We start from the raw sequence: 19,088 nt of genomic DNA, 5'->3' as shown, positions 1-19,088 counted from the left end.
GAAGAGAAAAGAATAGTTATAGGGAGTCTTCAAAGAGGGTTTGAGCATCCGCCCACACCATCCCATCTGGAAGTCCCTTCAACCAATCTCCGGTTTCATTGGCTGGACGGTACGAATATTCTCTTCCAATTTTTTTGAGGATAATTTCTTCCCCATTTACCCAGGTTTGAATCGTATTCATTTCATCTATCCACATCACTGCCTCCCGGCTTAATATTGTTTATCTGCCAGATTACTAAGGCGGAGGGATGCGCGCCATTCCTCAAAAGTCGTGTCAAATTTTCTAGATGGCTTATGTCTAACCGGTTGAATAACGGCGCCTATCTGGAAAGGATGTCCAGCGACGTTACATGATTTCATCCAACGGACAGCAGGAAAGGGAGGAATGTCGTGGTTAGGAGCGAAATCTAACTTTTGTCTTTTGTAACGTGAGGAATTTCTGATGCTCTCATTAAAAGGGAGGGAGTGACTTATTAATTATTGTTCATCTGGATGTTTTTATGGAGTGGGAGTTTTCATGTCTAGGTTTTCTGTAGGAACGGGAGGTTCAATGATTGTCCCCCTGAGTAGATCCGGAGGATCGGTTTTATAGCGCTGGTCGATGGTTTGAGTCACGCAGAATTGTAGCTGCCTGAGTTGCATTTCATTGAGAGATTCTGGATTTTCTGCAAATTCATGCGCTAATTTTTGGCACTTCAACTCCATCTTTTCACCATCCTGGGCCAGAGCAAATACAGGAAAAAGAATTATTCCGAAGAATGTTAAAAGTATTCCTGATTTCATACTGTTCCTCCTATGTATAAAGGAATTCTTTTCTCCCGCAATTCTCATACTCCCTGAGTTTACACCTTTCAAGCAACGTATTGATGAAGGATTACTCTTAGGAGACCCGAAAAAAACGAAAAATATAAGAGATGGTGCCGAAGGCGGGATTTGAACCCGCACACCCCGGAGGGCGCTAGACCCTGAATGGAGTGAGAGGCAATTCCCCCTTGTTGCTCTCCGTAGCTTGGCATAGCTTGTCGCCTGTATTCAAGAGGATTTTGGCAGTTCATATGAAACAGGGTAACACGGCAGACCATGTCAAGTTACGGCAGCCACTTGACAATTACTTGACAATTTCTTGGTCCCTTACTTTCCTTTGGTTTTTGCTGGGAAGAATTAGTTTATCAGTAAACGTGTACCTGTCTCATATCAATCGTTTTAAAACAAAAAGGCTCTCTACAGGATTAAGCCCCCCACCCCCAATGGGCTTAGCCCCTACCCGGCCTACTTGGGCGATGGAACCACCCCTCTCACAACAGAGCTCCAAAAAGGCCCTTGTGATGAGATGCCTATGCACACCCTCACGACGGGACAAAATATTTCTGTGTTCCTCCGACTCCATCACCCCTTCTGGAAGTATTCGGCACACTGGCCAACATGTTATAGATTTTATTGAATGGTTATGTAACAGTGATTCCCTAGGTTCCCATCCAGGTCTAGGAAGCACTAACCTCTAAAAAACCCCTAACTCAAACTTTGTTTGATTGATATGTACTTCACCATCCTATTGTTCTTTTTCCTTACCCTAAGCGGCTGCGGCGAAAGTGGCAGGGCTCTTCTTGAAGGCTTTGGGGCTGGGGCGCAAGGGATGAGTGTGCCACAGATGCGGGCGCAGCAAGCCCAAGCTGAACTCATGCAGATCGAGTTACAAAGGAGGCAACAGCAGCAACGAGCTGTAGACACTTTGCAGGCGGCCCAACTGGGCGACGTCCTGGCCCAGTTGGATCTGGGCTATAAATATTACTATGGCCAGGGTGTGGCACAGGATTATGGGCAAGCGGCATACTGGTTTCGATTGGCTGCCATCCAGGGCAACGCCAAAGCCCAGTATAACCTGGGAGGAATGTACGCCAATGGTCAGGGTGTGGCACAGGATTATGAGCAAGCACAAGACTGGTATCAGAAGGCTGCCGCGCAGGGGCACGCACTAGCCCAGGATCAGTTGGGCAATCTGAAAGACAGCGTGGATGCTTCTGATCGTTCTGACTACGCAGCGGCCCTTAAAGAATCGCTCCTTCTTGCAGGACAGGGGGACGCAAAGGCTCAGTATAACCTGGGCGTCCTGTACGAGAATGGCCAAGGCGTGCCCCAAGACTTCGTCCAAGCCCACATGTGGTATAACTTAGCCGCAGCCCAAGGCCGGGAAATGGCTGCAACCGCAAGAAACAAGATAGCCGGAAAAATGACTCCCCAGCAGATTGCCGAAGCCCAGCGGCTAGCCCGTGAATGGAAGCCAAATAAGGGGGGTAATGAGGAATTGAGAACTTCAGACGACGAGATTAATCGGTCCCCTCCCTCCATTAATCCAGCTACCCGTTCAATCTTCCAATCAACGAAACCAGACAGCATCCCGTAATTCTCCACGCCTGTGTATGCCGCCCAGCCTTTCCTTTTTGATGAAAAGGCATCAGAAGCTAGAGTTGATTGGCTATGAGGTAACGGGAACCTCCCGTTGTTGCGCGTTTCTTACCTGCGGAGATGGCTGGGAGCAATCCCGGCCTTTTTCGTTTCAGCCAACGCTCCCTTTTCGCAATTTCCTTTATTCATCAATTCTTGTATGGTTCCCATTAAAATTGGTGGTATGACCTGCAACCTCTTTTCCAACTTAGGAAACTCCTATGCCCTTATATCGCACAATCCTTCCACTCATCTTCATGATATCCTTGTGGCTCTTGACGACCACAGGTTATGCCGATTTTCAAGCAGGAATTAATGCCTATGACCGTGAAGACTATGAAGCGGCTCTTAGTGAATGGCTCCCTCTTGCAGAGCAGGGCTACGCACCAGCCCAGTTTAGCCTTGGGTTTCTGTACTCTTTGGGAGATGGTGTGCCGCAAGATTATAAGCAAGCGGCAGTCTGGTTTCGAAAAGCCGCCGACCAGGGTCATGCATCCGCCCAGTTTAGGCTTGGGGTTCTGTACTATTTGGGAAATGGTGTGCCGCAAGATTATACGCAAGCGGCAGTCTGGTTTCGAAAAGCCGCCGACCAGGGTCATGCATCCGCTCAGGCCAATCTAGGAGATATTTACTTTTACGGGCTTGGCGCACCACAAGGCTATGAACAGGCCCGAGAATGGTCTTTAAGAGCTGCAGAGCAGGGGGATGCGTGGGGACAAGCTATGATGGGCACACTTTACTCTCGCGGTGCAGGGGTAACACAAAACTACATCGAAGCCATCCGTTGGTATCGCTTGGCGGCCGAGCAAGACAATATTATTGCACAGCACGAGTTGGGCGTTATTTACCAAAATGGCTTGGGGGTCCCGCAGGACTATGTTGAAGCAGCTCACTGGCTTCGGTTGGCAGCAGAGAAAGGGCTTGCAAATTCACAGCATCTTTTAGGAATTATGTACGCCATGGGCTGGGGCGTAACGAAGGACTATGTCCAAGCGCATATGTGGCTCAATTTAGCAGCAGCTAAAAACCAGGAGGCCGCTGCCATCGAAAGAGAAAATGTAGCTGGATACATGACCCCCGCACAGATTGCGGAAGCGCAAAGCCTCGCACGTGAATGGCTAGCCCAACACCAAAAATGAATAGTTTAGCCTCTTTCACCTTATGGCGGTTGGCACCCTTCAACGTTCTTCTCGACAAGACTCATCAGCCCACCTCTTCTTCTACGATGGTCCGCCTTCGTGTTATTCTTGGGTTCCTTCTGTGGTTAGGCGGGTGTGCGGGTTGGACCCATGCCGCCGACTTCCAAGCCAAAGTCATCCATGTTACCGACGGCGACACCATCACCGTTCTGAACGACGCAAAGGAAGAAATCAAGATTCGGCTGAATGGCATCGACTGCCCAGAAAAGGCCCAAGCCTTTGGGAGCAAGGCAAATGAATTCACCAAGGACCTTGTTGCTGGGCAGATGGTCACGATCAACACCCACGGCCAAGACAAATATGGACGCACCATTGGGGATGTGATTTTAGAGGATGGCCGAAATCTCAGTCAGGAGTTAGTGAAGGCTGGGTATGCTTGGTGGTTCTACAAGTACTCGGATGATGAACAGCTTGGAATACTAGAGGTCAAAGCCAAGATTGCAAAGGTGGGACTATGGGGAGACAAAGATCCCATCCCCCCTTGGATCTTTCGGCATCGCAACGAATTAGCTACTCTTCAATCTAACCAACTCATAGAAGCTCCGCTTGGCCTTATCACTCCTTCAGCCCCCTCACATTCTTTGCCTATTCTGGGCAACCGGCGCAGTCATAAATATCATCGGCCTGATTGTCCGAGTTATCATCTTATATCCCCGAAAAATCGGGTTCCCTTTCCTTCAGCACAGGCAGCAGAAAATGCAGGGTATGTGTTGGCAGGGAATTGTCCACGTTAGTTACACGAACATACTTTTGACGTCTTTTCACAAAGCCTGGCTCCTTCATGGGCTTTAGTGTGAGCAGACTAACCTTACCCTGGTGGAGGCAAGCTCTACATACAATGATCAAGCACGGGTGCTCTTGCTTATTGGGCTGCTTGGGACAGGCAACTAAACTTCTGCTCGGCCAATCCCAAAATCTCTGGGGACTGCCTTCTCCTACCGTGACACAAGAGGTCTACTTAAATATGCCATCATTTTTGTTGGCCATAACCTTACCGGCATGTATAACGCCTGAGTAAGCAGACGAACCCACAACGCGATTTTGTTCCCCCTGAATGAAGGGTTGGATGATAACAGCCTAGTGACAAATTTGCTTCCATTCGTATTGACGAGTGTGTTCGTTGTAGACCTGTTCTAGCTTGCACGTCTTGGTGCCGATGGGCGGAATGGTTGGCGGCTGTATTGGAGTAATCGAAGGGGGAACAAGCGGGCAGATACGAGGCGAGCATATAGGGCGAAGGTCTAAAGTGCTGGCACAAAGCGGGACTACTTGGCCATTGACACACTGGCAGATGCAAGCGGCGGGAGATGGGTCTGAGAGCATCAATCCGAAATAGATCATCATCAGTAACGTCAGGCTACTTTTCCAGATTTTGTTCATGTTTTTATCATGTGGTAAAAGTGGTGCTAATATACTCTTTCCAGCTTAGGAGTCAATTCCGCCTTTATTATTGTAGGATAAGGGTATATCCGCACCTTTTACCAGGAGGCTTGTCCCTATGAATTTTCTCAAACCGTCAGAACTTCGGCACACGCTCAAAATTTCTCGATCAACCGAACACCGTCTTCTTAAAAGTGGAATGCCCAGCATAGGTGGGGGACGATTGCGGCGCTATGACCAAGAGAAAGCTGTGGCGTGGTTTCGCACCCATGCCCACCAGAGCAATACGTCCACACCCATGTTGGCTCCAGGCGATTATCAGTGCGGAAATTGTAGATTCCAAGGTTCCATTCAAAAGCCCACCACACCGGGTCCCTGTCCGCAGTGCGGATCAACAGACCTGCCGATAGGAGTCAACAATTCAGAACTCAATTAGTGACAGTTAATGGGTGCTTAGGTAAAATACGTATAATCGCCAGAGGTCTGCATTCTTCTCAAATATTTTTATTCTTAACACCCTACCGTTTTAGAACATTTTTGGATTCACTGCGAGAACAGCGATTCCCCCAGAAAGAACCCTTGTACACTTGGAGCGTGTGACTGGTACGATCAGGGCAATTAAAAATGATATAGGCAGATACCGGTCTAGAACCCCTTTTTGAGTTGCTCTGGTTTTAAGGGTTAGCCCAACCCCCCCTAGCATAAGTCAGGCGTCTATCTACAATGCCTTTCAAGAAACCCTCCACTCTTCCGGTTAAACGAAAGGCTAGGGGGCGCCTCCAAGAGCCACTGCGTTCATGGTTTCAAACGGACCTGCAGGAAGCCAGAAAAGCCAACCCTCAAATTAATCTTGCTGATTTTTATTATGTGCATATGCTTGAAAGAACTATTTTGATTATTCAGGATAATACCTTTGGATTACACCCCCGAATTCTACAAAAAGCTGACAAAGATTTACTTCCCCCAGCCAAAGGGATCATCTTTGCGTATTTGCTCGTGGAGGCCCTTCGTAGATATGCCGAGTCAGAATGGGCCTGGCTTCATAAGGAGCCTGGAGAATTTGCCAGAGAGTTCTCTCAACTAGCCCAACAGATCGAGAAGTGGCAAGGCATAATTTTTGAGGGTGATGGTCGGCTGGTAAAGGTCTTGCGGGATACAGCCCGAAAAGTAAAGAAAAAATGGACGGAAGGGAAGGCAATTGAACAGGCTTTCCTTCATGCACGAAGGCGGCTCATTCAGGATATTCGAGTGCTTATCGAAGAATTCCTCCCATTACCCAAAAGGAAACAAGGAGCCGTCATAAATCGTCTATGCGCTAACCTCCTGCATGTCTTCAATATCAAGACCTCTTTAAAAAACCAAGATAACAAAACCCTTCTCACAACTGTCCGGCAAGACCGGCACCGAAATGAAGCTAATTTTATTGAATTTGATGAAATGCGCCGTTCATCCCTCAAAGGTAAAATCACTATTCTTGAACAATACCCCGATGGAAATGCTGACCAAAATTCATTTCCAGATAGTAGCCCACCCCTTCCCCCTTACCGTATTTCACCCACACCACCTGAATTTATATTTTCTTTTCCGCCGCTTTTAGACCCCTCCGATTCCAATCTCCCAGATTTCCACGAACTTTACTGAAGCCACTCTCTTTTTTTGTGAGACACTAAAGTAGATTTTTCCTTCTTTGCGCCTCGTTAGTGTCTCATTTCCTGCCATTTCAGCCTCCCTCCTTTTGTGACAACTCCATGGGTTGTGGTTCATTTGGAATTATAAAGAAACCACCCTAAACATGGAGGCACTATGAACCAAAAACTACAAGAACGTATTACCACCGCGATTGAAGAAACACCCTCTAATCAGAGTTATGTCTCGGTAAAGGAGGCTTTAGGAATTCTTCCAGTAAGCCGGGAAGCGTTTTACAAGAAACTGAAAAGCGGCGAATTGCCCCACTTCAAATTTGGAAGGAAAATTTTGGTCAATATTGAGGAAGTCATGGAGGCTATGCGGGCAAAGCACTGAACCGTGAAATGGGGAAAGTTGTGATTGCGGAAATGATAAAGCCCCAAGGCGGGAGACCAAGGGGCTCAGAGTGACAACATTTGAAAAGGTAGAAACGCCATGAACCATAACACAGAAACAGAATATTTTGAAGAGATTAAAGGATGTGTGGAAAGAAAACTCGATGCTCGTCATTGGCCATGGTCGACGTCCGATTCACTTATGATTGATTGGTGTCTCTTGAATTTGGAGGGTAGCCATGATTCCTAATAAGGACGACAGCAAGGGCCAATTGAACATTGAACAAGTTATGGCTGAACATGGGTTGAGCTGCCCCACTCCCCTCATTCCTGATGGACAGATTCATCGGTATGACGTACCAGGGGATAAACCCCGAACGCGTAACGGTTGGTACGTCTTATACGATGGCGATAACCCCACTATTGTCTTTGGTTCCTGGAAGACCGGGCAAACAATTAAACAGTCTTCCAAGCACTGGCGGGAACTTTCTCCCCTTGAACAACAACAGTATCGGGAACGGATTACCAAGGCTCAACAAGAGGAGGATCGAGAACGCAAAACACTTCAGCAGGAAGCGGCTATACGGGCCAAAGATATATGGAATGCATCGTTACCAGCATCATCGGACCATCCCTATCTTAAACAGAAACAGATTCATCCCCATGACGCCAGAGTCTCCAACGAGAGGCTGACAATCCCCGCCTACGATGAATCGGGAGCCATCGCCACCTTGCAATTCATTGGAGAGGATGGGACTAAGCGATTTCTTGCCCACGGAGCCAAGACAGGGAACTATTTTGGCTTTGGCGAACCAGGGGATCGTATTTATCTGGTGGAAGGTTTTGCTACAGGAGCCACGGTCCATGATGTGACCGGTACCTATACGGTGGTGGCATTCGATGCAGGGAATCTGAAGCCGGTGGCCGAACGAATCAGGCGGGAACATCCAGTCGCCAAGATTATCTTTGCGGCCGACAATGATATTGCCACAGAAGGTAATCCAGGCCTGATGAAAGCTAAAGACGCGGCAGCAGCAGTGGATGGAGAAGTGGTCTATCCGACCTTTCAGAATACTTCCGCCAATGGCAAACCATCCACAGATTTTAACGATCTGATGATACTGGAGGGTCTTGAAAGGGTTCGGAAACAACTTCAACCGATTCCCAGTTGCACCCTAGAGGAGTGGCCTAAGCCGATTCTCCTTGAAGACCAAAGTCTCCCTGAACTTCCGTCCGATTTGTTCCCACTCTGGATGGAAAAAATGGTCAACGCTGTTACCCAGGCCACAGAGACTCCCAAGGAATTAGCGGGCACCTTAGGTCTGGCCGCATTAGCGACAGCCTGCCAGCGAACCTTCGAGGTCGAGCCAGGCCAAGACCATATAGAGCCTGTGAATCTGTGGACCATTGCGGCGATGGAGTCAGGGAATCGTAAGACGGCAGTGTTGGGTGCGATGACCGCTCCCTTGCTAAGCTATGAGCGGGAGCAAGCCAAGACCCTGATCCCAGAGCGAATGCAAATTGAGTCGCAACGAAAAACACTAGAGCAACGAATTCAACATCTACGCTCTCAAGCTGCGAAGGGTAATTCTGTAGATTCTGTAGATGTAATTAAAGAGATTGCCGAACTTGAAGCCTCACTCCCCATTGTCCCAGCGATTCCTCAGCTATGGGCACAAGATGTCACTCCTGAAAAATTAGGCCAAGTGATGGCTGAACAAGGAGGTGTGCTGGCGTTGATTTCCGATGAGGGGGGGATCTTCGAGACCTTTGCTGGTCGCTACAACAAGGGAATTCCCAATCTGGATTTGCTTCTCCAATCCCACTCTGGCTCACCTGTGCGCATTCACCGAGCTAGTCGAGACCCTATTGATATGCCCCGTCCGCTCTTAACCATGGGACTCAGCCCACAACCTGACGTGCTACGTGGGTTGGTACAAAAGCAAGGCTTTCGGGGCCGTGGGTTGCTGGCACGGTTTCTTTATACGTTGCCCCCATCACGGTTGGGGTATCGTTCCCTAAAATCTTGTCCAATTCCCTTAGGCGTGAAGGAAGCTTATGGACAGGCCCTCCATGATCTGCTGGCCATGAAGGCTCCGCAATCGGAGGCGAACCAACCGGAACGGTTCCCGTTGCGATTTACACCGGATGCTTACCAGGAATGGAAAGCGTTTGCCCGAGTAGTGGAAAAGGATTTGAGAGAAGGAGAAAGATTTGCACACATTCAAGATTGGGCAGGGAAACTTCCCGGAGCCGCAGCACGGGTAGCAGGCTTGCTTCATTGTGCCGCACATTTCAAAAACCAGCCATGGAGTCAAGCTATCGACCTTGGCACGATGGAATCCTCCCTGACCCTCATGGCGATTTTCGCCGAACACGCGATTCAAACATTTGCGGTCATGGCCGCTAATCCCGACATTGAGAAGGCCAAAAATATTTTGGCCTGGATTCAACGGAAGGAATTGAAAACATTTACCCAGCGGGACTGTCACAATGCCCTGCAGGGAACCTTTCCACGAAGAGAAGACCTGAAGCCAGGCTTGGACGTTCTTGTAGAGCGGAACTTCATTCGGCAACCCACTGTGGCAAAAAATGGACCTGGGCGCTCCTCAGTGGTCTTTGAGGTGAACCCTCATCTTTTCCAGGAGCCATCGGTATGAGCTGGCGCACGCTGATGAAGGCTGAAAAGAAGCCTAAGCCTTCATTTTTACGCCTTCAGAAAACCTCTACAAAATCTACAAAACCTCCTAAACCAGCATCCGAACACCCTCATGAGGATAATTTTGTAGATATTGTAGATGAATCCAAAAGGTCTGAAGAATCCTCCCCTCTGTGTTCAATTAAGCCTGGGCTAAGTATTCAATTCCGAATCCCAAGGATTGTGTCTCCCACAAATTATGAATGGGAATGGCACAGGGGGAAAATTGAACTAATAGACGAACGATGGCAGATGGCCTTGGTAATTCCTGAGACCGAGCAAGAACCCTGGCGGTGGGTGGCGATGATCTATATTAAGACAGGTGAAAATGATTGATCGAATTTCTAAAGGAAAACGAATCCCCAAAAAAAGAGTGTCCCTTCAGTTTCCTCACGGCGTAACTGACCTCCACCGGGAGGCTCTTACTTCTTCTTCCGCTTTTCCAGCGATAAGCTCACTCCCTTCGACTCCAACCCTGCTAAATGTTCCTCAAACATTTGAATGAGGTAGTCCTTCATGGACATGCGGTGGAGTGCGGCGGCGGTTTTTAACTTCTCCGCCAGGTCGAGCGGCATTCCCCGAATCAAAAAGTCTTTGGTGTCTTGGGTCATGGAGCGGGGAATATACCAACAAGATACCATTGACAGCAAAGGATATAAAGATATATAAGATATCATATATTATCTTTTCTTGAAAGGAGGCGAGCTAATGGCCAGCATGACCAAAGTGTTGATCCACATTCCGGTGGTGATGAAACAACAACTGGATGCCTTGAAGACTCAGGGCTACACCACCAGCGGGTTTATTCGGGCATTGTTAGAGCGAGAATTTAATCAATCACAACAAAAGAAAGGAGCGTGAGAAATGGCACGATCAACAAAAGGGCTTTACAAACGCGGGCCGGTATGGTGGATGACCTACCGGGATACGCTCGGTCAGCAACGGTTTGAATCTTGTAAGACTGCGAACAAAGGCGAGGCTGAAAAGCGGTTGACTGAGCGACGGAAGGAAGCCTTGGATGGTGTTTCGCCCACTCGCGCCTTCAAGTCGGTTTCCTTAGAAGATCTCTTAGATGACTACCTGAAGCATATGGCCCACCAACGAGGGGTAGCGACCAAGAAGTATCATGTAGCGCACTTTAAGCGGATCTTAGGGAATCCTCCCATTCATGCCCTTACGGTTAAAGTGTTGGAGGATTACCGACAAATTCGTCGTGGTGAAGGGGTAGGCCCAGCAACGATTAATAAGGAACTGGCGACAATCAAGCATGCCCTTACCAAGGCGGTGGCCTGGAAGATGGTTCGGAAAGACATTCGACAGGATCTGAAAGACGTTCAAAAGGAAAAAGAACCGCCTGGTCGTTTGCGGTATTTAGAGGATGAGGACGAAGCCCAAAAAATCATTCAGCATTGCCACGGTAGTTTTAAGGCTTTGGTGATAACCACCCTCCATACAGGCATGAGGCGGGGAGAAGTTCTCTCTTTAACCTGGGATCAAGTTGACCTGAGGCAAGGCGTTATTCGCCTGACTCACACCAAAAACGGGGAAGCCCGAGACCTTCCCATCAATGAGACGGTTCGATCAGTGTTGGCCGGTTTACGGACGAGAATTGATGTATCTTGGGTCTTTCACGATGAGGAAGGCCAAAAGTTCCCGGATACCAGGAAACGGTTTGAATGGGCCTGCAAGCAAGCTAAAATGATCGATTTTCACTTCCATGATCTCCGGCATACCTTTGCGTCATGGTTAGTGATGAGGGGGGCACCGATTGCTACCGTAAGTGAATTGTTGGGGCATAAGTCCTTATCCATGACCATGCGGTATGCTCATCTTTCCCCCGCTCATAAAGCCGAAGCGGTCAGGTCACTTGACAAAAACTTGACAATCGAGGCGAAAACGGGTGAAAGGGGCGGTCAGGTCGAGCAAGCTGTTTGATTAGGAGGAGAGGCGTAAGTGGCTGATGTATTAAGAGAAACGGGGATGGTGCCGAAGGCGGGATTTGAACCCGCACACCCCGGAGGGCGCTAGACCCTGAATCTAGTGCGTCTGCCAGTTCCGCCACTTCGGCACGTGAATGCGATTATCATCTTTTATAGAAATGTGGTCAAGTTGTCGTAATTCCGTTGTTGAGGTTCTCTTATGGGAATCCTAGCCGAGCCATTCTTCCTGGATGAGATATCGGCGTTACAAGAATGTGGGAACTTTTCGTAAAGTTATCCCACGCTGGTAGGCTGAGGAGAAGGACACAGAAGAGTTTCCAGAAAGGCTTGTGGCCAGCGGCCAGGAGAAGATGTCGTCCCCGGTTCTCCAGGTAGCAGGTCGGAGGTGTCACCACTGAGAATGATTCGCTCACGAATGGTACCAGTGGCAGCAAGCAAAAGAGATGCAGGAATGCGTGGGGCATCATCAATAACCAGTAAATCAAACGGGACTTTTCGGAAGAGCGGGTCGGTAAGGATGCGGCCCGGGGTGCAGGTCATGATTCGTTTGTTTTGTGCGAAGGCTTGGCGGTTGGTGCCTTCTCCAGCGGACAGCATTTCCCGAATTTTTTTTGTGCCGCCCAATCGTTTGATTTCTTCTTTTAATTCATCGTATTCCGGCCGCAGGTTTTTAGGAACGGTCGCTTCGGGGATCAATTCTTTAATTCGGGTTTGTGCTACTTCGACTTCTTTCATGAGTCCAAGGATTTTGCCTTGGTAAATTTCCCGGTATTCGGCCAGGGTCTCGATGTTCTTGCCCGCCACCTGCATACTCATCCGTGTCCAAATGGGAAGGGCCTCATAGTCCCGGAGAGTTTTATCGATATTTTTGACTTTCCCTTGCCAGTCACTGAGCTGTGTGAGTAATCGCCATTCCAACAATTTTACTTCGTTCAGATCTTTTTGCTTGTCGCGTTTGTAGGCCAGTATTGGAGTCAGTTCCCTGAACCGGTCATATTTCTTTCGTAATGAGACTTTTTTGGCGTTGGCCTTGGCAAAAAAATGAGACATTTGTGCTTCAAAGCCAAAGTCCTGGAGAAGCATCCCTCCCGCATCTTTTACTAAAGGTAGTTCATACCGGCAAAGCAAACTTCGGTAGGGCAAGGCCGCCATTTTTAAGGCGTGTGCGACCGCACCAGTTAATTCATCAACTGTGTGATGATCCGGAGCCACCAGGAGAATTCGTTTATTTTTCCGAACCTGATCGACGATTAATGTGGTCAGCTTTGTCCACCGTGTTTGCCGCGTGTCTCCCCAGATAGTCGTCAGCACTGTGGTCGGGATGCTGTCTCTTGCTGCCGTTTGATTGGAGAGCGGTTCAGGGTCCAGCCAGGGCACTAATCGTTCGGCAGGTCCAAGTGTAAAGGAATCAGGTTTGCTGGCCATGTCGGCCAACCGTGTGGCCCCGGTTTCGAGGAAACCCGATGTGTCGGGAATGAGGGTGCACCGATTGAGGGTTTGGCCGACGTGATCAAATGTTTGGAGTATGAGCGATCCATTCTGCCACCCCAGAAGATAGCCTTCGGTCGGTTCCATATCGTTGCCCGGCAACAATGTCACCGGGATATCGGGTAGGAAGGTACTTCCCGGGGGAACATCACAACTATAGAGGTGAAGGGAGCCGACCGTGCGGAGGTGTCGGGCTTGGGCAATCTCCAGAGGTGCGTCTAATCCACGGCTCATGGCGACTTCCCGTTCGCTGTTAAGTTGGATGGTGGCTAAATTGAGGAGATCGTAGAGTTTCATGAAAATTATTGATTCAGTGCTGACAGTTCCAATAGTTCCTTGATACAGAGAGCGAGACATCCCAACCCTCCGGTGAGTGGAGTTCGATCAGCCTCACACCCTCGATTGTGTGCACATTCAAACAGGGCGGGTAGCTTGGGATCAAGAGGGAGAGGCTCAAGTAAATAGAGTATGAGCGCCCCGGAGTTGTCGGTCGAGAGGACGGCGACCCGTTGGCGGTGATCATCCTCAAAAATTACCGCTTGTGGGTTCGGAGCGACAAAGGGGCGGGCGACAGAGAGTCCGGTGAGTGGAATGGTATGGACAATGAGTGAATCAGGTGGGATGAGCGGGCGATTGGAAAAGCGAAGGTTGAGGTCCGAGAAAGGTTGGAGTGCGAGTCCTCCTTCTTCCTTCATTACTTCCTCGGCAATGGTTAATTGAGGAAGGACTAAAAGACCAAGGGCAAATAGGGTGAAAAGGAGAAGATTGAAAAGTGTGTTGGTTTGAAGCTGACGGGGGTTGAGGTGGTTCATAATCTCACTATTCCGACACCCAGAGAGTATGGCAAATGAAAAAGCAATCTGATCGTGTACCTTGGCTGTGATGGGGCGATGTTCTCTAGTTTTGAGCCTTAGCAATCAAGGTAATGCTTAAGTGTTAATGTGTAGTAAGTATGGAGGAGCATAGCATATTTTCGAAAGGGTTGTTGCAAAATTCTCTATGGAATTGTCTGGTTACCGTAAGCAGGTCTGTTGGTTGACCACCGATTATGAAGGAGAAGCATATTCTATGATATATTCGGCAATTACATTGACTTTTTCTATACCCAGTCTTAAGATGTTTCCCTTATTCGCTAGGCTAAGGAGACGTGTTTTATGAAGGTTATTTTACAGGAAAATGTAGAAGGTTTAGGGTATTTGGGAGATGTGTTGACGGTGGCGAAAGGGTATGCACGGAATTATTTGCTCCCGAGGAAAAAAGCGGTGGTAGCTGAAGAGCGACAGGTCAAACTGTTGCAGCATATTAAGCGGCAGATCGACCAAAAGGCCAAAAAAGAATTGGAGTCTTTAGGGGAGTCGGGAAAGAATCTGTCAAAAATCTCCCTGACGTTTGAAGTCCAGACCGGAAAGGACGACAAGCTGTTCGGGTCTGTGACATCCAAAGATGTGGCCGAACGATTGGCTGCTCAAGGCGTGGAGGTGGACCGAAGGAAAATTCACTTGCCACAGCCTCTCAAGGAGTTGGGGACCTTTTCGGTTGCCATCAAGCTTCATCGGGATGTGGTTCCCAAGATTAATGTGACCCTTGTGAAGAAAGCTGCAGAAGAGGCTACTCCTGAAGAGGGATCAGATAAAGATCAGGCCCATGAAGCGGTCGACGAGTAAGCGATGAGACATTCCGTCGGAACACTCAAAGCGATCCGTGACACTGATTATGAGGTGTATGCGGCTATCCGGGCTGAAGAAAAAAGGCAGCGGGAAAACTTAGTTCTTATCGCGTCAGAAAATTACGCCAGTCCCGCAGTCCTGGGTGCCCAAGGCTGTCTGATGACCAACAAATATGCGGAGGGGTATTCCGGCCGGCGGTATTACGGCGGATGCCAACATGTGGATACGGTCGAGGATTTAGCCATTGCGAGAGCCAAAGAAATTTTCGGGTGTGAGCATGTGAATGTTCAGCCCCACTCGGGTTCCCAAGCCAATATGGCGGCATATCTTTCAGTCCTAAAAACAGGAGATACTATCTTAGGGATGGATCTGGCTCATGGTGGGCATCTTACTCACGGCAGCCGTGTAAGTTTTTCAGGAAAACTGTTTCAGGCGTTTTCCTATGGAGTAGATCGGGACACCGAAGAGATCAATTATGATGTGGTAGAGCGGCAGGCTCAGGAAGTCCGCCCTCGTATGATGGTTGTCGGTGCCAGCGCGTATTCCAAAATTATTGATTTCCCTCGTTTTCAGGCCATAGCGAAATCGGTTGGGGCGTACCTTCTTGTTGATATTGCCCACATTGCCGGTCTGATTGCAGTCGGATTGCATCCAAGCCCGGTTCCCTATGCCGACTTTGTCACCACCACGACCCATAAAACGTTGCGAGGCCCACGCTCCGGCATGATTATGTGCAAAGAAGAACATGCCAAAGCCGTCGACAAAATGGTGTTCCCTGGAACGCAGGGTGGACCGCTCATGCATGTCATTGCAGCCAAAGCGGTGGCTTTTAAAGAAGCCCTGTCACCTGGATTTAAAACCTATCAACAACAAGTGCTGGCGAACGCCAAGGAGTTGGCTGAGGGCTTTTTGAAGCGGGGATATCGTGTGGTGTCTGGTGGGACCGAAAATCATTTGTTTCTTTTGAATCTGACATCCAAAGGCGTGACAGGAAAAGAAGCCGAAGCCGCCCTAAATGCCTCCGGCATTGTGGTCAATAAAAATGCGGTACCGTTTGATGAAAAACCCCCGGCTGTTGCAAGCGGCATTCGTATTGGCACGCCGACGGTTTCAACTCGTGGCATGCAGAAACCCGAGATGGAGCAGATTCTTTCCTGGATGGATGAGGTCATCCAACATTCTCAGGAAGCATCCCTTCATAAACGGATTTTGCGGGATGTCAAAGACCTGTGCTCACGATTTCCGATCTTTCATCCATACTAACCTTCCTCCACCGCCTCCCATCCATAAGGTAAGGGCCGCTCTTTCGTGAAATGTCCTTTTTGTGACCAATTAGAAGATAAGGTCATTGATTCGCGGACCGCACGTGAAGGAGAAGTGATCAGGCGCCGTCGCGAATGTCTAGGCTGTAAGCGGCGGTTCACCACCTACGAACGGATCGAAGAAAATCTGCCGATGGTGGTCAAAAAAGACAATCGGCGAGAGCCGTTTGATCGGGCCAAAATTTTAGCAGGACTCAAAAAGGCCTGCGAAAAACGGCCGGTCAGTATTGGAGCTCTAGGTGCGGCGGTTGATCGGATTGAAAAACGTATTCAGGACCTTGGAGAAACAGAGGTTCCAAGCCGAACCGTCGGAGAAGAGGTCATGCGGGCCTTAAAAGAATTGGATCCCGTCGCATATGTTCGATTTGCCTCGGTGTATCGTGAATTTAAGGACATCGATCAATTTATGGATACCATACGGGCCTTAACCCAAGACACCAGGATGTCCTGAGTCATGCTCATTTGTCTGTCGCGGATAGCGAGTTCCCCTTTTTTATCCGCGTCATAACGTGACAAAGGTAAGGATCTTCTCTTCGAAAGGATCTTCAACCTATTCCGATCATGAAAGTGGGTATCTATGCCATCCCCCAAATCCTCCCCCCGTTCCCCACGCATTCCCAAACGTAGCCCCCGGCGACCAAAGGCAAAAGTGACCTCCAGCCGGGTGGCGATTATTGGTGGGGGGCATGGTGGTACCGCACTTATGGAAATTTTTGCGGAGGATCCATTGGTTACCGTGGTAGGGTTGAGTGAAATCCGTCCGCACACTATGGGCGTTCGTCTCGCTAAAAAAATCGGGGTTCCTGTCCTTCGCCGTTATCAAGATTTGCTCAAGATCAAAGATGTGGATCTGGTAATTGACGTAACGGGCGATCCCGATGTGGAGAAGACCCTGCTTGAGTCGCATGCCCCACACTTGGCGTTGGTGGGGGGAGCGAGCGCCAAGTTTATGTGGCAATTGATTGAAGCCCGAATCCGGGCCTCTGCCGAAATCGAAAATACCCTCACCCGGTATCAATCGCTGTTTCGTTTGTATGTCAAAGAGGAAGCCGAAGGGGCGGTGGATGAGGAGCGGACGCGCATTGCCTGTGAGATCCATGATGGTCTGGTGCAAACCCTGGTGGGAGTGAGCCTGAAAATGGAGCGTGTCCGTGAATTGGTGGCAGAGGATCCCCCCAAGTGTTTGACGATGCTCAATCAGACGACCGTGCAATTGAAGCATGCCATTCAGGAGGCCAGGGAGGTGGTCTATAACCTTCGCCCGGGGCAATATGATCATTTAGCCTTTATTCCCGCCTTGGCAAATTATCTAAAAGCCTATGAAAGGGAGCACCGGATACGGACTGAGTTTGAAGGGAGCGGGGATGAATCCCAACTTGATCCGAAGGCGAAAGTCTTTGTTTTTCGCATGGTCCAGGAAGCATTAAGCAATGTGGCCAAACATGCCGGAGCTACCAAGGTGATTGTAAAGGTAGCGCTCAAGAAAGATGCCTTGAAAGCCACCGTTTCTGATAATGGCCAGGGCTTTGACGTCAAGGCAGAGGGGCAGAATCCTGAAAAATGGGATCATTTCGGAGTAAGAAGTATGACGGAACGGGCCAGAATGTTAGGCGGAAACGTGCAGTGGGTGTCGAAACCCGGCACCGGCACGAAGGTTGAAATTTTCATTCCTCTGGTATTAAAGGAAAAGGTGCCTTATGCCCAAAACGACTAAAGTCCTCATTGTTGATGATCATCGGGTGGTGCGTGAAGGGTTATGTGCGATTCTGGAAACGAAGGACGATATCCAGGTCGTGGGGGAAGCGAAAGATGGAGGAGAGGCTGTCGAGCAAACCCGACTGCTTATGCCGGATGTAATTCTCATGGATGTCAGTATGCCCGGAATGACGGGGGTGGAAGCCACGCGAATTATTAAACGGGAATTTCCTCACATCGGGGTGGTGGCCCTTACGATGTATGAAGAACAGCAATACATTTTTGATCTGGTGCGAGCCGGAGCCACCGGGTATTTACTCAAAGATAGTGATTCGGCCCAAATTGTGGCTGCTATTCGGACTATTGCCCGGGGCGAGTCTCTTATACATCCATCGGTGGCCAGTAAGATTCTGGTCGAGTTTTCCTTGTTGTCTGAAGGTAAAGGCAAAAAACGGGGAATTCTGGAACACGATCTCACCGACCGTGAAATCACCGTGTTGCAATTAGTAGCGGATGGAAAAACCAATAAGGAAATTGCGAACGTCCTGGATCTCAGTGAAAAGACGGTCAAAAATCACGTCCGCAATATCTTTCATAAATTGCATGTGTTTGATCGGACCCAAGCGGCTATCCTGGCCATTCGCAAAGGCATCATCGAACTCGAACCTCGCAAGATGTAAACCGCGCCGCACGTCCATCCTGTTGTCTTCTTTATACGTTGTCCTTTTTGTGGCGCGTGAACCGCGGTTTCTTCGTTTTGCCTTGCCCGCCTATTTTCGTCAGTGCTAACATGATATTAAGGAAGTTTATCAAGGAGGAGTGATTGCAATGGCGAATGTGACCTTGTTGGTGTCCAAATCCTGTTCGGCCTGCCCAAATGCGAAAACGCTCTGGAAAGGCATGCGGGTTAAATATAGTTTCAGTTACCGGGAAATTGATATTACATCGGAGGCCGGTCAGGAACTTGCGGAGCGACATGCTATTCGTGCCGTGCCCGCAACCCTGATCAATGGACGGTTGACCTTTATCGGGGTTCCACCGCGGGAGAGTGCGGAGAAGGCGCTGCAAGCGAAGGCGAAGCCAAAACCTAAAAAAGAGGAAACTGAGGAATAATCTCAGGATTTCATCTCTACGATAGCTCCTCATATACAAGCTCTGAGGAGATAACGACCGCGAAGGATAGACGAGGTTTTCACATGCACAATGAAGATGAAGACGAAATAGAATTAGATATTG

The 19,088-nt window shown here is 49.1% G+C and carries 20 protein-coding genes and 1 tRNA gene; 15 read left to right on the top strand and 6 right to left on the bottom strand.

Going from position 1 to position 19,088, the window contains the following annotated elements:
* Positions 1-16: 16 nt before the first annotated feature.
* Both LX98_RS12960 and LX98_RS12955 read right to left on the bottom strand, forming a co-directional pair.
* Positions 17-196, bottom strand: a complete 180-nt coding sequence (locus LX98_RS12960) for a hypothetical protein (protein WP_496429295.1) — start codon at positions 194-196, stop codon at positions 17-19.
* Between the two features lie 302 nt (positions 197-498).
* Positions 499-783: a hypothetical protein gene (locus LX98_RS12955; RefSeq protein WP_496429294.1), complete on the bottom strand. Its 285-nt coding sequence runs from the start codon at positions 781-783 to the stop codon at positions 499-501.
* An 850-nt stretch (positions 784-1,633) separates the two neighbouring features.
* Between LX98_RS12955 and LX98_RS12950 the strand changes: the two genes are divergently transcribed.
* The 7 genes from LX98_RS12950 to LX98_RS12920 all read left to right on the top strand — a co-directional run bounded on the left by LX98_RS12950 (position 1,634) and on the right by LX98_RS12920 (position 9,702).
* Entirely contained in the window at positions 1,634-2,401 is a 768-nt protein-coding gene (locus tag LX98_RS12950) for a tetratricopeptide repeat protein (RefSeq protein ID WP_496429293.1), read from the top strand.
* Positions 2,402-2,663: 262 nt separating this feature from the next.
* The gene (locus tag LX98_RS12945) at positions 2,664-3,581 is read left to right on the top strand and encodes a tetratricopeptide repeat protein (protein ID WP_496429292.1); all 918 of its coding nucleotides are present in this window, start codon (positions 2,664-2,666) and stop codon (positions 3,579-3,581) included.
* Complete coding sequence (locus tag LX98_RS12940) at positions 3,578-4,375, top strand: thermonuclease family protein (RefSeq protein WP_496429291.1); 798 nt, start codon at positions 3,578-3,580, stop codon at positions 4,373-4,375. The genes LX98_RS12945 and LX98_RS12940 overlap by 4 nt, the downstream gene beginning before the upstream one ends.
* A gap of 764 nt (positions 4,376-5,139) precedes the next feature.
* The gene (locus LX98_RS12935; RefSeq protein ID WP_496429290.1) at positions 5,140-5,457 is read left to right on the top strand and encodes a helix-turn-helix domain-containing protein; all 318 of its coding nucleotides are present in this window, start codon (positions 5,140-5,142) and stop codon (positions 5,455-5,457) included.
* Between the two features lie 287 nt (positions 5,458-5,744).
* Entirely contained in the window at positions 5,745-6,662 is a 918-nt protein-coding gene (locus LX98_RS12930; protein ID WP_496429289.1) for a hypothetical protein, read from the top strand.
* 162 nt (positions 6,663-6,824) lie between these two features.
* Complete coding sequence (locus tag LX98_RS12925) at positions 6,825-7,043, top strand: excisionase family DNA-binding protein (RefSeq protein WP_496429288.1); 219 nt, start codon at positions 6,825-6,827, stop codon at positions 7,041-7,043.
* Between the two features lie 238 nt (positions 7,044-7,281).
* Positions 7,282-9,702, top strand: coding sequence for a DUF3987 domain-containing protein (locus tag LX98_RS12920; protein WP_496429287.1), 2,421 nt, complete (start codon positions 7,282-7,284; stop codon positions 9,700-9,702).
* 460 nt (positions 9,703-10,162) lie between these two features.
* Here LX98_RS12920 and LX98_RS12915 read toward each other — a convergent pair whose 3' ends face one another.
* Positions 10,163-10,351, bottom strand: coding sequence for a hypothetical protein (locus LX98_RS12915; protein WP_496429286.1), 189 nt, complete (start codon positions 10,349-10,351; stop codon positions 10,163-10,165).
* A gap of 97 nt (positions 10,352-10,448) precedes the next feature.
* On the opposite strand from LX98_RS12915, the gene LX98_RS12910 reads away from it, so the two are divergent.
* Together LX98_RS12910 and LX98_RS12905 are read left to right on the top strand one after the other, a co-directional pair.
* Positions 10,449-10,601, top strand: a complete 153-nt coding sequence (locus tag LX98_RS12910) for a YlcI/YnfO family protein (RefSeq protein WP_496429285.1) — start codon at positions 10,449-10,451, stop codon at positions 10,599-10,601.
* A gap of 3 nt (positions 10,602-10,604) precedes the next feature.
* Entirely contained in the window at positions 10,605-11,675 is a 1,071-nt protein-coding gene (locus tag LX98_RS12905; RefSeq protein WP_496429284.1) for a phage integrase, read from the top strand.
* Between the two features lie 46 nt (positions 11,676-11,721).
* Here LX98_RS12905 and LX98_RS12900 read toward each other — a convergent pair.
* The 3 genes from LX98_RS12900 to LX98_RS12890 form a co-directional block, all read right to left on the bottom strand.
* Positions 11,722-11,808 (bottom strand) — tRNA-Leu (locus LX98_RS12900).
* Between the two features lie 145 nt (positions 11,809-11,953).
* A complete protein-coding gene (locus LX98_RS12895; RefSeq protein WP_496429283.1) occupies positions 11,954-13,525 on the bottom strand; it encodes a coiled-coil domain-containing protein in 1,572 nt (523 codons plus the stop codon).
* Entirely contained in the window at positions 13,471-13,980 is a 510-nt protein-coding gene (locus tag LX98_RS12890; protein ID WP_496429282.1) for a hypothetical protein, read from the bottom strand. The genes LX98_RS12895 and LX98_RS12890 overlap by 55 nt, the downstream gene beginning before the upstream one ends.
* Positions 13,981-14,322: 342 nt before the next feature.
* On the opposite strand from LX98_RS12890, the gene rplI reads away from it, so the two are divergent.
* From rplI to LX98_RS12860, 6 genes are all read left to right on the top strand, one after another.
* Positions 14,323-14,832, top strand: coding sequence for a 50S ribosomal protein L9 (rplI, locus tag LX98_RS12885; protein ID WP_496429281.1), 510 nt, complete (start codon positions 14,323-14,325; stop codon positions 14,830-14,832).
* 3 nt (positions 14,833-14,835) lie between these two features.
* On the top strand, positions 14,836-16,098 hold the full coding sequence (gene glyA, locus LX98_RS12880; protein WP_496429280.1) for a serine hydroxymethyltransferase: 1,263 nt from the start codon (positions 14,836-14,838) through the stop codon (positions 16,096-16,098).
* A gap of 45 nt (positions 16,099-16,143) precedes the next feature.
* Positions 16,144-16,608 (top strand): transcriptional regulator NrdR, encoded by a 465-nt coding sequence (gene nrdR / locus LX98_RS12875; protein WP_312745877.1) that lies wholly within the window; start codon positions 16,144-16,146, stop codon positions 16,606-16,608.
* A 126-nt stretch (positions 16,609-16,734) separates the two neighbouring features.
* The gene (locus LX98_RS12870; protein WP_496429279.1) at positions 16,735-17,871 is read left to right on the top strand and encodes a histidine kinase; all 1,137 of its coding nucleotides are present in this window, start codon (positions 16,735-16,737) and stop codon (positions 17,869-17,871) included.
* The gene (locus tag LX98_RS12865; protein ID WP_312640025.1) at positions 17,855-18,532 is read left to right on the top strand and encodes a response regulator transcription factor; all 678 of its coding nucleotides are present in this window, start codon (positions 17,855-17,857) and stop codon (positions 18,530-18,532) included. Before LX98_RS12870 ends, LX98_RS12865 begins: the two co-directional genes overlap by 17 nt.
* Before the next feature lie 148 nt (positions 18,533-18,680).
* Complete coding sequence (locus LX98_RS12860) at positions 18,681-18,965, top strand: glutaredoxin family protein (protein ID WP_312640026.1); 285 nt, start codon at positions 18,681-18,683, stop codon at positions 18,963-18,965.
* The last annotated feature ends 123 nt before the right edge of the window (positions 18,966-19,088 follow it).

It is taken from the genome of Nitrospira marina (assembly GCF_059568365.1).
This window is presented reverse-complemented; position numbering and strand designations above follow the sequence as displayed.